The following is a 15,697-nucleotide window of genomic DNA, read 5'->3' on the forward strand; positions in this document are numbered from 1 at the left end:
GTCATCGGGTCAGTTTTTCTTCCAGGGTTTTTAAGCGGGTTTCCTGCGCTTTGACCACCGCCGAAAGCTGGTCGATCAGCTGTTGCTGGGTCGCAAGCCGGGATTTCTGGGTGGTTAACTTCTGCTGCTGGGCCGCATTCTGGTCGCGCAATATTTTCAATTGAGCGGTCTGACCTCGAAGCAGATTCTGCTGTTCCTTAAGCTGCCTTTCTTGTTTGCTCAACTTTATCTCTTGAGCAGAAATTTGCTTATCCTGGTCTATCGCATACAAGGTCAGCTCCTCGATCTTCTGCAGCAATTTTGTCTGGTTATCGCCCAGGTCAAGACCTTGTTTTGCTATTTCAGCCGAAGCGGGAATTTCAGGCAGGTGATGATTGTTCCGGATGTAGATATTTAGAGAATCCAGGGAGATCGGAGAATATCCGGGGTCAAACACATAATCGGCCCAACCGCTTTGGGTAACGGTAACCTTCTTGGCCGTTACCGTACCATTAACTGACAGTTTCGATTGGGGATGACTGGTGCCGATGCCTACATTTCCATTGGGGAACCAGGCCATAATATTATCCTGGAATGTTTTGCCCAGATAATAGAAGTAAACCGTATCGTTTCCTCCATAGGCTCCCCATCCGCCATAGTCCTTGTTGTTATTGGTGACAAATCCATACGAAGAGGCCCAGTTACCATTATCTCCGGTGCGCCGTAATCGAACACCTGATCTAGTATAAAAATGACGATCGCCAGCTGTTTTATCATAAACAACATCAAAGGTGCCCAACTTGGATGTTGATCCCACTGAAAAGCTACCCGAAACATAGGCAGCACCTAAAGTATCCTGCAGTACGAATCGACGCCAGGGCGTCCACTGATCCGTATAAGGATCCCACTGACGAAGAACCATCTCACCATAAGGATATTTGGTGATACATATTTCAAAATTTCGAGTAGTGCCATTACCATTAACAGTCAGCTTAGTACCGTAAAAATATTTCCAGTTCTTTTGGTTAGCAGCTCCGGGGCCACTCTGATATAGTATGCCATGAGGTATATCTACGATGCTGGTCGTTTCATCATAGGTGGTCTGGGCCGGCGAAGCGACGGAAACAAACAGCAACAAGGGCAGTATGCAGAAGTATTTTGTAGAAATCTTATTTTTCATTTCCGGCCGTATTTTGTTCAGATAGCTTTTTTTCAAGGGAGTCAATCCGCCTGTTCTGCTGGATGACATACAATGTCAATTCTTCGATTTTCTTTAACAAAAGAACATCGGTCTGACCGAGATCATTGCCTTTTTGAGAAATTTCATCGGCAGAAGGAAGATCGGGCAGGTGACGTCTTTCCCGGACATAAGCGTCTAAGGAATCCAGGGAAGGCAGGGAATATTCCGGACCAAAGACGTAATCCGGCCACCCGTTCTGGGTCACCGTGATCTTCTTGGCGCTTACCGCGCCGTTCACGGCCAGCTTAGCATTAGGGGTAATGGTGCCGATCCCCACGTTGCCGGCGCTGGTAATGGTCATCAGGGTACCATTGTGGTTCTTGAAATTGAAGCCGCGGATGCTGGAGGAGTTCTCCATGTTGACCCCGTCATCTTGAAGGCCTACCTTAAGTGTATATGCGGATGTATTGTCTCCGGTCGCGAACTGGATCACCTGACGGGGTTTGCGGACATCCAGCGGGGCCTGGGGAGAGGCGACGCCGATGCCTATACTGCCGGAGGTATAAAAGTCTCCGTTAAAAAAGGACTTATGTTGCCCGCTGTCGGTTACATATCCCTGAACCAGCTCATTCAGATCGATTACCCGGGCATTGAATCCTGAAGGGACACCGCCATTGTCGCTGGAGGCGGTGGTGATCAATTGCCAATCTACCGCTGTCCATCCGGCATCCTGGATATTGTTCTCCAAATAGTAGGAGACATCGCTATCCCGGGAGGAATTCTTTATTATATATACTTCGACAGCCGATCCGCTGTAGGTGCTTCCTTCTATGATCCTGATCTTTTTAAATGTGGGAGTCGCGCTGCTAAAATAGCTGTTGTTCAGCACGGCAATGGCGGGTCTTCCTCCGAAATGCACATAACCCAGGAACTCAACCGTTTGATGCAGCCCTGCAGTTACATCTTTCAATATAAACCGCGCGGCGGCCCGGCTCCCACCGGTGCTGCCGGAGACCAACGGCCCGTTAATGGCGATCCGGTACCAGCCGGATTGGGTGATCGTGCCGCTGTTCGTCTGGGCGGAGAGCGGTATATGCAAGAACAGGTAAAAGATCAAGAAGTAAAAGCTTTTCTTCATGTCCGGAAAATTTATGCTGTTATTGTTTTTTCTTTAATGCTGCGATCTCTTTTTTCAGCGCCATAATCTCTTTTTGCTGGTCAATAAGGTACAGGGTCAGCTCCTCGATCTTCTGAAGTAGCGTTACCTGGTTATCGCCGACATCGAGCCCTTCGCGTTGCATGGTTTCTGCGGATGGGACATCAGGCAGGTGCCGGTGAGTTGCTATATATCCGTTCAGGGAGTCCAGGGTGGGCAACCGGTAAGCAGGATCGAAAACAAAATCCGCCCCTGTGGTATTGACTACCACCTTATTAGCCCTGACGTTGCCATTCACATCCAGCTTATAGGAAGTATTGGTCTGGTAGGTCTTGCCGATCAGGACATTTCCTGAAGGAAGAAACGCCATCCAGGGAGACGCCGTGGTAGCTGTAGTATTGCCTCCGATATAGCCATAATTTAACGTTCCCGCAGTACCGTAGACGCCAAAAACAAAGAGCTTTCCGGTATGATTATAGCTGAAGCTGTACTCTCTCTTCCAGCTACCGGGATAATCGACATCAAGATTATAGCCGTAAGGATAGCTCCCCGGGTTGGTTAAGCGAATGCTGCCGCCTTCCACCTCTAATTTCGCGTTGGGCACGGTAGTACCTATACCCACATTTCCATTATAGCGGATTGTAAACGGAGAAATGATTGTCCCGTCATTGTTGAACTTGAAGATCAGCCGGTCCGGCATAGCATCGCCCCGCATCATACTTTCCATGGAAATATACCGGTCGGCCAGCGCGCCCTGGAACCAGATCGCCGACCCGGCCCCCTGCGAATAGTTATACTGATTATTGTGTAACAACAACGTAGGCACAATGCTGCTGTCCATATCTTTTCTTATCTCCAGCGGTTGCGACGGCGTAAGTGTGCCTATACCTGCATTGCCTGTAGCGGGGAAGGTATTGGTGGTCTGGCCGCTCGCAACGGATGTCCCGAGCACCAGGGCAAAGAGCATTAAGAGCCGAAAAGATCTTATTGAATACAAGTGTTCCATAGACTTACCTGTTGGGAAAGGTTTGCTTTCGGTTAAGACATTTAATTTGAAGCTGTTGCTTTAGCGCAAGATTCTCTTTCTTCAAGGCGGCTATTTCTTTGTTTTGCAATTGCTGCTGCTTATAAAGATCAATTACATACAAGGTGAGCTCTTCGACCTTCTGAAGAAGCTTTATCTGGTTATCGCCGACATCGAGACCTTCGCGTTGCATCGTTTCTGCGGGGGATACATCGGGTAGGTGCCGGTAGGTTTGTATATACCCGTTCAGCGAATCCAGGGAAGGCAATGCATAACCCGGATCAAATACGAAATCCGCCCCCGTAGTATTGACTACTACTTTATTGGCCCGGACGTTGCCGTTTACGTCCAGCTTGTAAGCAGCGTTGGTCTGCGCCGTCTTGCCGATCAGGACATTTCCCGAGGGAAGAAAGGCCATCCAGGGATGGGGATGAACGGTTCCGGTAGTTGTATTGCCGCCGATATAACCATAATACAACGTGCCGCTTGTGGCAAAAACTCCAAAGGAAAAAAGTTTCCCCGTACCCCCATAGCTAAAGCTATATTCCCGGGCCCAGCCGCCTGCAATGTCCATGTCGATATTGTACCCGAAAGGAGAATCCGTGGGATTGTGCAGCGTTACCGCTCCGCCCTCCACAAATAATCTGGTCTCCGGATAGGCCGTTCCTATGCCCACACTACCCAGGCTGTCTATGGAAAACTTCGTGGTCGTGGTCCCCGGCGCTTTGTAGGATATCAACAGCTTATTGCCGCCTGCGGTCCAGTGTGCATTCGTGCTGATCAGCGACCAGTCTCCACCGGTGGTTCCGGAGTTGGTCAGCCGCAAGACGGCATCATAGGTATCGCTGCCTTTGATCTGCAGCCTGGCGGAAGGGTTGCTGGCACCGATACCGACATTGGCGGTAGTGGAAGAACCCAATGTGCCGGAGGGGGCAAACAGGGTCTGCCCCATTGCCGGAAGGGCAAGGAGACATGCCAGCACAGCGCTTATGATCTGACGCATGACGACAAACAATTGAACGGGTGACATCACCCCATAGCTTTGACAAGGGATGACAGAATTATTTCCGGCTTATATCATCCGGTTTATTTCGCCTTGATGTATGGATTGCTGCAGCAATGACCCTTGTCAGGCAAGGATACCTGAAAAGAAAGGGTCTTATGAAAATATCAATGCGTCAGTTACCCGGAGAACTCCGGACCGGCGTGAGAGATAAAATCGAAGCAGGGCATGGCCGTACCGGCCTTGATAGGGAGTAGAATAGGTTGCATATGATGATAAATAGGTTAAAGGGTAATTTCGTAAAACAATTATAAGAGAAATTTTTATTATCTCCAAATTTATTTTAAAAAGTACACCATAAACCTTAGCAAGGCGCTTCGGTATGCAGACAGGCGAAGAAAAAAAAGAGTTTTGGTAAATCTATAGATTCAATAACTAATTTACGGCAGCAATAAATATTTCCTGCCAATATATAGATAATGATCAATCAAAAAGAAATATCGAGAGAGTGGCTTATTCAGATATCCAGGGATAAGCATAATGTTGATAAAATCGTGGTAGAGAAGGCACTCCTGGTTTACATTTTCTGGACGATTGCCAACGCTTTTGTAACATGTTCATCCGGCTTCAGCTGATCGGTGTCCGAGGAAAAGGTAGCCACAATAGTACCTTGTTTATTGATCACATAGGTGGTTCTGGGAATAAAACCATGGTCGATGACCTGGCCCCGCACATCTTTGGCTCCACTTTTGGGGGGCATCAATTTTAAGCCATAGGCCGCCGCAATCTTTCCCCCGGGATCGGCCGCTACCGGAAATTTTCCGGCACAGTAATCGGGGTCCGAAGAAAATGAATTCAGCCGCTGGATATCATCCGCAGATACACCGATGATCGTAGCGCCGGCTGCCGTAAATTTATCTTTTAGTTCGGCAAAGGTGTGAGCTTCTATATCACAACCTCCGGTATACGCTGCCGGATAGAAATAGAGCACCACAGGCCCTTTGGCGAGCGCGTCTTTCAAAGAAAAGTCAAATTCATGACCCGCCAGGCTGGCCCTGGCCGTAAACGCAGGGGCAAAGAATTTCTTTGTGGCGGGGGATTGGGCGAAGCCGTCTTTGATCAGCAGGGGAGACAACGCCAGCGCCGTCAGCACCGGGAATATATATTTCTTAAACATGGTAGTGATTTTTTAAGATGACGATTACAAACCTCCGCCTTACGTCCTACACGGTAAGTACAATTTTCCCGGCAGTCCGACGGGTCTCTACCTGAGTATGGGCCTCGGCCATGGCGCTAAATGGATATTCTTTTGCAATATGAACCTTAATTATACCTTTCGACATTAAATCTGCAACTGCTCTCAAGTCCTCTCCATTGCCTTGCATTCCCCATAAAGACAGATTCACGCCTTTTTCTTTTGCTTTAGACTTCAAACGTTCGTTCGTGAGACCCAAAATTGAGATAATAGTACCGCCGGGATTTACCACATCAATGGAATGTTCCAGGGTTTCTCCGCCCACTGTATCCAAAACAAAATCAATATCTTTAATTACTTCCCAAAAATCCTCATTTCTATAATCAATATGTTTATCGGCGCCGAGCGATATCACAAAGTCACGGTTTTTTGCGGAAGATGTTGCCATTACTTCTGCACCTAAATACTTCGCTATTTGTACGGCAAAGTGACCCACACCACCTGATGCTGCGTGAATAAGCACTTTGTCTCCTTTTTTGATCTTCATCCCGCGAATCAGCGGCTGCCACGCTGTCAAGCAGGCCATCGGTGTAGCAGCAGCTTCTTCAAAGCTGATATTTTCCGGTTTGCGGGCCAACAGTCCTGCATTCACCGCAACGAACTCAGCATATCCACGCGCAGCGGGTAAAAGTGCAAAAACCGCATCGCCTACTGCAAATTCCCCGGAGTCTTCCGTTTTTTCTACAATTTCCCCCGATATATCCCAACCCAATATTACGGGTCTTTCTTCGCCAAATAAAGCGGTAATAAATGCAGAAGAGTTCCGATAAATGGTATCGGCCGGGTTTATGCCGATGGCTTTTACTTTAACCAGTACTTCCCCCTTTTTCAAAGTAGGTTTCGGTGCTTCGCCGGGAACCAGCTTATCGGGCCCTCCGGCCTCGTATAATAAAAACGCTTTCATAACTGCATTTATGACCACTTTTCCGACCGATCTATCGGGCAAGATCAGCATGGGTAAATAGATACCCTTTGGAGGGAGCATCTATAGTACATGCTATGTATTCAGCTGGGTTCACACATTCGTCGTACTACAAAGGTAGTTAAAATCTCTTCCTCACCCATCGCGTTGGCTTTTTGCTGATTGTTGGCTGTATTGGCAACAAAGCGTCTACCGCAGACACAGATTGTGACGCTCTTCCCTTAATGACAATACTACATTAAGCCTTTTTATAGAATTCCGGATGCTTATTCTTCCAATACCATTCAAATTCAGCCATCTTTAATTCATACTCATCACTACTAAAGAAATCATTGATCAAATTGTAATTTTCATAAATAATGCTCGATATGTGCTTCAACTGTTTCTTGTAACATTCTTCAAGGTCTTTTTCGTTACGAAAATACGCTGACTTATCAGCCTTTGCATCATCCCACTTCAGATATTCCAACAGATTAAAAAGATTTATCTCATCATCTGGCTTATTTATCTTATAGATTGATGTATAAAACTCTCGAAAGTATTTTTCAATTTTAATTACAAAATTATCTGAGCTATATTCAACCATATAAGATTGTCCTTCATTCAATTCTTTTCCCATCTGAAAGCGATATACTTCAACGAGTCTTTTAAAAAAATCACAGATGTATTTATTGAAATTTTGTTCCACGTCAATTCTATTTTCTGATTAGTTTTGTAAAATCTTTATCCCATGAGTAGCCATGCCTTTGTAAATACCTAATTTCTTGGGCAAGAACTGAATTTGGATCAAGCTTTGCTGGATTATATTTTGCTGAGAATATCACATCATCTCCTCTCTCGACAACTCCTTGCAAAAAATTTACATTTTTACGCATCGTCCATGCTTCATCGGTTATATCAAGGAATTAGCACCGATCTTTTTAGCAAATCCTCTGTAAGTTGCCCTTGGTCCTATCACGCTCACCCCCTTTGCGGCAATTCCTCCTAATCTAAAAAGTTCTCCACCAAAAAAGTCAAAACCTACTGATGCCATGCCTCCTAACCCCTTAGACATATCGTCATTAAGAGCTCCATGAGATATAGACCAAATCGTTATCAAAAGCGACCTTTCAAGTTTACTCATAACTATCTGATCAATAACATTACTTTTGATAATATTCTTTCGATAATTTCCGTTAAACCGTTTGTGCCCAATGCAGATATTCTTCAGTGCGTGAGGCCAGGTAATAAGGCAGGTTCAGCAAGACATACTCCTTGCCGTTGAGCGTAATTAACTTATCACGCTTTATTTTGCCATTATATAACCTTACAGCCAGATTATGAGGTGCGGCATCTATAAAAAGGTGGAGTGAGCGCAGTGTGCCACTTGCACCGGATTTTACTTCTATGGGAATGATTTGACCATCATATTGAATGACAAAATCAACTTCGGCTGTAGCATCTATCTTTTGGCGCACCCAGAAAAAAAGGCTGTTTAAAACATGTGATTGGGCTGCCAGTAATTCTTGTCCTACGATATGTTCAGCGATTTTTCCCTGGTATAATTTATCCAGGTTATCAGTACCGATAATCTCTTTTTGTAATCCGGCGAAGTGATTCATCATGCCTGTATCCAACACCTGTAACCTTGGTGATTTTTTTTGATCAGGGATTATAGGTATGGCTGTATTGGTGGTGGGGTAAACGAGGTGAAGAAGCATGACTTTCTCAAGGGTGCGCATTGCTTCGCCTACTTCTTTCGATGCATAGTTGGAATTACCAAAATGATTAAACTTGATCCTGCTTCCGGCTTCCCGGTAAGACGACTGTATAACGTGCCTGATAACCTGAACTAAATTAGAAGTGCGCCCGTATTTTTCCACGTCGTTAATATAAGAAACGATCAGTGATTCGTAAATGCTCCGTAAGGCGGTGAGGTTTCTGTGTGCCAGGTAATTATCTACAATGGCTGGCATACCTCCTATCAGGGTGTAGGTATGAAAGAGGCTGAGCAGTTTTTCATGCGCATATTCGTCCATTGGTGTTTTCCGGAATTGCTCCAAAGCAGCTCTGTCTGCGTTAGCCTGCAAAAACTCGTCAAAGGAAAGCGGGCGGACGATCTTATATTCAACTCTTCCCACCGGAATTTTTACGTTACCAGTAAGCGCGGCTTCCAGCAAGGAACCGGCAGCGATCACATGAAGTTCAGGCACCTGTTCATGAAAGTAGCGGAGTATATTGATCGCCTGGGGTACCTCCTGAATTTCATCAATGAACAGCAGTGTCTCGCCGATTTTGCTTATATCCGGTCGCGCAAAAAGAAGAGTTGTTCCACCAATTGGCGGATATTCTTAAAGGCTTTGAAAGGGGCTGCGTCTTCCTGGAGTTCCAGATTCAGGCTGATGAACTGAACATAAGTCTGGCCCAACATTTCTACAACGGTCGTTTTACCCACCTGCCTGGCTCCCCGCAGGATTAGCGGCTTACGCTGATTGCTGCTTTTCCACTGCTTCAGCTCATTTAAAATATTCCTATCAAGCATCGTATTGTTTGGGGGTAAAATTACGAGCTTTTATACCCATTTTGACAGCAATATTCAGTAAAAAACACCTCATTTGGGGGGCAACTTTTACAATTATTTGAATTTAAATAAATTATGCTGATGTCCGCACGTTCATACAACATACCATCGATTTTTTCGCGGAGGGCTTTCACGCTCCATTTTTCTACCTTGCACATTTCTGTATAAAACTCCCGTTGAAGCGGGTCTTTCAAAGGAATTAATGCAATAAAATGGGTCCAGCTTAATTGTCGTATTGCCGATACGACAATTTGTTCATCGGAGAAAACTGCATCATTCTGCGGATATTTTTTTCGTCCCAGCCCCGTCCATACCGTTCAGTCAATTGTCGCGCCAGCGATGCGACAATTTGTTTTCCGTATTCGGCTCTTTTGTTTTGAAGTATATCCGAATTAATTCTTTTCCCGATTTTCCAGTACAAAAAACCAAGCGTTGCATTTACGGTCTGAGCTACATATTTTCTACTTTCTTCTATCAACGAAGCAATATCAACGAATAGCTTTTGTTCCGTATTGTTTTTGGAGATTTAGCCATTTTGTACAGTATGTTGGTCTGCTAATTTAAAGTTTTTCAACAAAGCTGAGACCGCACCCGATTTTTCTAATTTACAATGCTTTAGTTTTTAGAGAGGAGGTTAGATGTTATAGAACAGGGCGTCGTCCTGGGCTGTGTTCTGGGGTTCCATGGCCGTGTACTGAGAGAAGTCGGTCTGTCAGTACTACCCAGATATTGCCAGAAGGTCTTTGAGGAAGTAATCGTAATAGTAAGTAGCGGCGGTGCTGACATGGGCCGGCACGTAGCACACCCGGCCTTCCTCCCGGAGAATTCCGGACCGGCATGAGAGATAAAATAGAAGCAGGACATGACCGTACCGGCCTTGATAGGGAGTAGCAAAGGTCGCATATGGCAAATAAAGGTTTAAAGGATAATTTAATAGAAAAATTAAATAAAAATAAATTTTTATTGTTTGCAAATTTATTTTTATTTAATTTTAGGAGCAACGTATTCAATCCGGTTTCATCCCTTTATAATGCGTATTCTCCGGCAAGGGACCCTCGTAATCAAAAAGAGTGGCCAGCGACACCTCCAGGGCGGTTGCAAACTTAACAAGGGTAGAAAAGACGATGTTTATCTGTCCGTTTTCATAGCGGCTTATCTCTCCGGAATCTATATCACTGAGGACATTCAGGTCCAGCTGGCTCAGCTTTCTGTGTTTTCTTAGCTGGTATAAACGTTTGCCCAGCGCTTTCTTTTCAAAGGTCAGCCGCCCGGCCAGGCTCCGTTTCTGCTTCACGGGAGCGATCGCGGCGGCTTCTGCGGCAAAAAAGGTATGCAGTTCGGCTTTGAAGACCATGCCCAGCCGGGTAAGGGTATGCAGTTCCACGTTGTTCTTTCCGTGTTCGATCCGGCTTATCTCCGTGCGGGAGATACCGCAAGCCATCGTCAGGTCTTCCTGCCGTAAGCCAAGAGATTTCCTGGTCTTGCAGACACGTTCTCCTAATAGCTGGATTTCATCATTGTAGCGCTTCTCCCAAACCATAAAACTGACTTTCAGGAAAAGTCAGCCAAATCAGAAAAAATAAAATTGTGTTATAGCTCACATTCCAAAATAAAATCTTACCTTTATGATTATGTGCGCCGGTGACGAGGCGTTGCCGGCGTACTGAAAACAATTAAATTTGCGATACTTCAATAAGCTGATTTGAAGCTATTCGCTTGGAGTCTTGGTTTGAAACCTCGGAAATTTCAAAGGAACAAGATGATAAGTGGATGGCTCACGACCCGGGCGTGGGCTACTCTGTTCTTATTGTTCCAGGGCTCTCCGAGGGCCTCAAACCGGTAAGTGGAGTCCCACGCCCTTTTTATATCAGGCTTTTCCACGTACGGCTTCCTGGCAGGCTTCGCGGCGATATGCCATGGAAGTAGCTTACCATAATAACGAACTTCATCTGTTGCTCCGTCAATGGAGCAAAAAGCCGAAAGGACCGGTATAAGCCATTGCCAGCCTTTTACGAAGGGTACCACTATACCGTGTCCGACATAGTGGCACCCTTCCGGGGCTTTTCAGTCTAATTGCTTTATACTCCAAACCTCTCTATAAATGAAGAAATTTACATTTCTCCTGGCGGGAATAGCATGTCCTTTATGCATCTCCGCCCAGTCCTTTCCTGTCAGGCCACTCACCGTCGGTGATACCGTACCGGATATTGCTATTAATAATATTATCAACTATAAAAGTCCCTCTCTAAGCACTTCCAGCCTCCGGGGAAAGCTGTTGATACTGGACTTCATGTCCACAGGATGTGGCGGATGCATCCGCGTATTACCCAGGTTTGACTCTTTGACCAATCAATTTAGGGATACCTTGCAGATCATTCTCATCACACCTGATAACCCGGACCGGATAAACACTTTTTTAAGACGAAATAAATATGCAAAAGACCTAAGCCTTCCAATTGCAGCTAATGATACCCTGCTTTCCAGATATTTCCCCCATGAATTTATTCCTCATGAAGTATGGATAAACGCCCAAGGTATCGTGAGCGGGATTACACATACACAATATGTAACGGAAAGAAACATTCGGAAACTGCTAAAGGGCAGAAAAGTAAATTGGGTGGTAAAGCGGGAAATGCCACTTTACAATTATACCCAACCAATATTAGTACTTAATCATGCAAATATCTCTACATGGAGTACGCCGGATATCCAGTATCATACCACCCTGACAGGTTATTTGGATGGGGTTAGCCTTGAAACGTCGGAACTGACCGACAGTGATCAACATCGTATAATAATCAGTTGGATCAATCTGCCGATCATAAGTCTCTATCTAAAAGCTTTGGATCGTTCAATGGCCTTTCCTAAGAGCAGGATGTTCCTCAAGGTAAAAAGTCTGGATCGATTTTTTTATAATTCGTCTGCGGGATACAGGGACGTATGGAAAAAGAACAACTGCTACTGCTATGAGGCTGTCTTGCCCGATACGCTCTCACGGGATCAACGCCTGAGAAAAATGAAGACGGATCTTGATTTTTATTTTGGTTTGCAGGGTAGCATAGAAAAGAGAAACACACCATGTCTCGTATTAAAGCAGGCTGACGATGTCCAAAAATTTCACCTAAGAACAGAAAAGGAAGTAAGCCAAATACCGCATGGTTATCAGCTGTACATTTCAATATCTGCGCTGATAAACAATTTGAATCAAACTTATTATAACCTCCCGGTGCTGGATGAAACCGGATTTAACGACAGAAGATATCTCCCTCTAAAAGAAATGGAGAACTTGTCTCCAGATGCTTTGAGGAAGACATTGACTCGCCACGGCCTGTTATTAGAACGGAAAAACCGGATTATTGAAATGTTTGTACTCACAGAATAAATGATTTTGTCTATGAAACAAATCTACTTTTTTACAGCAATATTTTTAATCATTACTTCTTGTTTAACGGCTCAGGCCCAGATCCGTCCGGGCAAAAAAATAGAAGGTCAGGTATTGTCTGCCGGGAGGGACAATCCACTTTCGGGAGCTACATTACTGTTGAGGCATGAACAGTTGGCTTTGGTTGCAGATAGTCACGGCCGTTTTTCACTTCGCTTACCTGCGGACAACGATACCTTGATCATAAGGCATATCGGGTATAAAACACAGCATATCATTGTAAATGAGTATACAGCTGCTCCGCTGCTCATCCGGTTAGTACCTGTCAGCGCTCAACTTGAGGAAGTTGTTATCAACACAGGTTATCAACAGATCAGTAAAGAACGGGCTACAGGCTCTTTTGAAAAGATAGACAAGAAACTTTTCAACCGTGTTGTTAGCCCGGATGTACTCAGCAGGCTGGAGGGCATTTCCAGCAGCCTATATTTTTCAAAAACCGGGACGGAGAATGAGCTGTTCATCCGGGGGATCAGTACGCTGGACGCGGGGACAGCTCCCTTGATTGTCGTCGATAACTTTCCTTATGAGGGTGATATCAATAACATCAACCCAAACGATATAGAAAGTATAACTATTCTTAAGGATGCCGCCGCAGCCTCCATCTGGGGCGCCCGTTCCGGAAATGGAGTTATTGTGATCACCACGAGTCAGGGAAAGTATAACTCAGCCCCGAAGCTTTCTTTGGTCTCCAATGTGACTTTACAGAAAAAGCCTGATCTTTTCTACAATCGCAACTATCTGGATGCCTCTAATTTTATTGACGTGGAAAGATTCCTTTTTTCACAAGGTGCTTATGATGATGACCTCAATAACTTAAGTACTTTCCCTGTTGTCTCGCCAGTAGTTGAAATCCTCGCACGACAACGGGGAGGTCAGCTTTCCCAACAGGAAGCCGATGCTCAGATTGACCAGCTCCGCTCTCTGGATCTAAGAAAAGAATACCAAAAATATTTTTACCGTACGGCAATTAATCAACAGTATGCCGTCAACTTTAGCGCAGGAAGCAATACTCTCAATACAATGCTAAGTATTGGATATGACAACGATCTCATCAATATAGTGGGAAATAGTAACAAAAGGGTCACAATAAATTCGATGACGAGCTTCAAGCCGCTTCCTGGTCTGGAAATAAAAGCAGGCATAAACTATACTTCTCAGCAATCTGTCAACAACGGTAAGGAAAACGTTATTTCATCTGGGAAAAGTACCCTGTATCCTTACGCAAAGCTTTCCGGTAAGGATGGTACGCCCTTATCGGTGGCCTATGAATATCGCAGCGGATTTACGGACACGGCTGGTCAAGGACAGCTGCTGGACTGGAAATACCGTCCATTGGAAGAGCAAAGACTAAATGATATTCAAATCGGGCTACAAGATGTGTTATTGAAAGCTATGATTAGTTACCGGCCTCTCAGAGGGCTGATCCTTACTATAAATGGGCAAGCGGAACAGAGCCGTCAGGGATCCAGGAATTACTATAGTATAGAAAGTTATTTCAGCAGGGATCAAATCAACCGGTTTTCTCAAAGACAAGGCTCCGGGATTATTCATAATCTACCGGTAGGGGGAATTTTGGACCAATCCATGAGTGAGCTGTCTGCATACGCCCTAAGAGGGCAGGCTAATTATGATGGCCGCTGGCAGGATCATCAGCTCACTGTACTCGGCGGGGTGGAAGTCAGGCATGCACATCACAATTCACACAGTGACAGGACTTATGGATATGACGATGCCCTCCTGACCTTTTCTAATGTAGATTATATAACGGACTTTCAGCTCTGGGATCAGTTAGGATATAGCCAGATTATAGATACCCGGGATTTCACAGATCTGACAGACCGCTTTGTTTCCTTTTATGGAAACGCCTCTTATCGGTACAAAAGAAGGTATACCGCCACAGCCAGCTTTCGAAAGGATGCTTCTAATCTTTTTGGTATCAGCACCAATCAAAAATGGAACCCGTTTTGGTCGGCCGGTCTGGGCTGGGATCTTTCACGGGAGCCTTTTTACCGGGTAAATTGGCTTCCTGCATTACGTTTTCGTATTACCTATGGCTACAACGGCAATGTAAAAAATGATCTGGCAGCGGTTCCTACCATCCAATATAACTCGCCTTTGGGAATAAAAACCAATATTCCTTATGCCAATATCAATAGCCTCCCCAATCCGGAATTGCGCTGGGAAAGGGTAAATATCTTTAACGCAGGGTTGGACTTTAGTTTAAGGGATGGATACCTGGAGGGTAGCCTGGAATATTATCAAAAAAAATCAACCGATTTATTGAGCCCAACCCCTATTGATCCGACAACGGGCTTCTCCACGATGACTCTGAACTCAGCCAACCTGACCGGGAAGGGCGTTGATGTCAAGCTCAAAGTCAGGTGGATAAGAGGAAAATTCAATTGGCAGACACAGGCCTTTTTTGCTTACGTCCGGAATAAGGTCAGCCGTTATCTGAAGGATATCACTAACATAGGCGGCTTGGCCGGGTTCAATTATAATATCACTCCTATCGAAGGGGAAAATCCTTATGCATTGATAAGCTACCGGTGGGCTGGTCTTGATTCTTTGGGAAATCCTGTTGGATATCTCGACGGTAAGCCCAGCGAAGATTATAGAAACATCACCAGAAAATCAACCTTGGACGACTTGGTTATTGGCGGAACAACGCGGCCGCCGTTCTATGGTAGCTTGATTAACTCCTTTTCCTGGAAGAGATTTGAGCTTTCTGCAAATATCGGCTATAAATTCGGTTTTTATTTTCGGAGAAGCTCTATCAATTACAGCAGTCTTTTTGATTCCTGGCAGGGAAATGTAGATTATACAAAGCGTTGGCAGAATACGGGAGACGAAAAGAAAACAAATATCCCATCTATGATATATCCTTCAGATAGCAACCGGGACAGGGTTTACAACTATTCTGAAGCAACTGTGGAAAAAGGCGATTTCATCCGATTGCAAGATGTTAGCATCAGTTACAATACCGGAAAGATAGGTTTAGGGAGACATGCTATAAAAAATATAAGAATATCTCTCTACGCAACCAATATAGGTCTTTTATGGCGTGCAAATAAAGAAGGGATTGATCCTGATTATGGTTTGGGATTGCCGGCTCCTTTTAGTTGTTCTTTGGGTTTCAAGGCAGACTTTTGATGATTGATTTCACACCAAAATTA

The 15,697-nt window shown here is 45.0% G+C and carries 14 protein-coding genes and 1 pseudogene; 2 read left to right on the forward strand and 13 right to left on the reverse strand.

Annotation, left to right across the window (positions count from 1 at the left end):
* Position 1 precedes the first annotated feature (1 nt).
* From ABD851_RS12820 to ABD851_RS12875, 13 genes and pseudogenes are all read right to left on the reverse strand, one after another.
* Positions 2-1,159, reverse strand: a complete 1,158-nt coding sequence (locus ABD851_RS12820) for a hypothetical protein (RefSeq protein ID WP_344979882.1) — start codon at positions 1,157-1,159, stop codon at positions 2-4.
* Positions 1,149-2,297, reverse strand: a complete 1,149-nt coding sequence (locus tag ABD851_RS12825) for a hypothetical protein (protein ID WP_344979884.1) — start codon at positions 2,295-2,297, stop codon at positions 1,149-1,151. Before ABD851_RS12825 ends, ABD851_RS12820 begins: the two co-directional genes overlap by 11 nt.
* Positions 2,298-2,316: 19 nt before the next feature.
* Positions 2,317-3,282 carry a hypothetical protein gene (locus ABD851_RS12830; protein WP_344979886.1) on the reverse strand — a complete coding sequence of 322 codons (966 nt, stop codon included), beginning with the start codon at positions 3,280-3,282 and terminating at the stop codon, positions 2,317-2,319.
* Positions 3,283-3,325: 43 nt separating this feature from the next.
* Entirely contained in the window at positions 3,326-4,342 is a 1,017-nt protein-coding gene (locus ABD851_RS12835) for a hypothetical protein (protein WP_344979888.1), read from the reverse strand.
* Positions 4,343-4,919: 577 nt separating this feature from the next.
* The gene (locus ABD851_RS12840) at positions 4,920-5,519 is read right to left on the reverse strand and encodes a peroxiredoxin (protein WP_344979890.1); all 600 of its coding nucleotides are present in this window, start codon (positions 5,517-5,519) and stop codon (positions 4,920-4,922) included.
* Between the two features lie 46 nt (positions 5,520-5,565).
* A complete protein-coding gene (locus tag ABD851_RS12845) occupies positions 5,566-6,501 on the reverse strand; it encodes an NADP-dependent oxidoreductase (RefSeq protein ID WP_344979892.1) in 936 nt (311 codons plus the stop codon).
* 256 nt (positions 6,502-6,757) lie between these two features.
* The gene (locus tag ABD851_RS12850; RefSeq protein ID WP_344979894.1) at positions 6,758-7,138 is read right to left on the reverse strand and encodes a hypothetical protein; all 381 of its coding nucleotides are present in this window, start codon (positions 7,136-7,138) and stop codon (positions 6,758-6,760) included.
* A gap of 76 nt (positions 7,139-7,214) precedes the next feature.
* Positions 7,215-7,394, reverse strand: a complete 180-nt coding sequence (locus ABD851_RS12855; protein ID WP_344979896.1) for a hypothetical protein — start codon at positions 7,392-7,394, stop codon at positions 7,215-7,217.
* 17 nt (positions 7,395-7,411) lie between these two features.
* Entirely contained in the window at positions 7,412-7,642 is a 231-nt protein-coding gene (locus tag ABD851_RS12860) for a hypothetical protein (RefSeq protein WP_344979898.1), read from the reverse strand.
* Positions 7,643-7,694: 52 nt separating this feature from the next.
* Positions 7,695-8,837 (reverse strand): ATP-binding protein, encoded by a 1,143-nt coding sequence (locus ABD851_RS12865; RefSeq protein ID WP_344980126.1) that lies wholly within the window; start codon positions 8,835-8,837, stop codon positions 7,695-7,697.
* Positions 8,798-9,040, reverse strand: coding sequence for an AAA family ATPase (locus ABD851_RS12870; protein WP_344979899.1), 243 nt, complete (start codon positions 9,038-9,040; stop codon positions 8,798-8,800). The genes ABD851_RS12865 and ABD851_RS12870 overlap by 40 nt, the downstream gene beginning before the upstream one ends.
* Positions 9,041-9,060: 20 nt before the next feature.
* Positions 9,061-9,557: pseudogene (locus ABD851_RS18035) on the reverse strand (DUF1016 N-terminal domain-containing protein).
* Positions 9,558-10,085: 528 nt separating this feature from the next.
* Positions 10,086-10,619 (reverse strand): helix-turn-helix domain-containing protein, encoded by a 534-nt coding sequence (locus ABD851_RS12875; protein WP_344979901.1) that lies wholly within the window; start codon positions 10,617-10,619, stop codon positions 10,086-10,088.
* Positions 10,620-11,180: 561 nt separating this feature from the next.
* Between ABD851_RS12875 and ABD851_RS12880 the strand changes: the two genes are divergently transcribed.
* Both ABD851_RS12880 and ABD851_RS12885 read left to right on the forward strand, forming a co-directional pair.
* The gene (locus ABD851_RS12880) at positions 11,181-12,461 is read left to right on the forward strand and encodes a TlpA family protein disulfide reductase (RefSeq protein WP_344979903.1); all 1,281 of its coding nucleotides are present in this window, start codon (positions 11,181-11,183) and stop codon (positions 12,459-12,461) included.
* Positions 12,462-12,473: 12 nt separating this feature from the next.
* Positions 12,474-15,674 carry a SusC/RagA family TonB-linked outer membrane protein gene (locus ABD851_RS12885; protein WP_344979905.1) on the forward strand — a complete coding sequence of 1,067 codons (3,201 nt, stop codon included), beginning with the start codon at positions 12,474-12,476 and terminating at the stop codon, positions 15,672-15,674.
* The last annotated feature ends 23 nt before the right edge of the window (positions 15,675-15,697 follow it).

The organism is Compostibacter hankyongensis, assembly GCF_039541075.1.
Lineage (GTDB): Bacteria > Bacteroidota > Bacteroidia > Chitinophagales > Chitinophagaceae > Compostibacter > Compostibacter hankyongensis.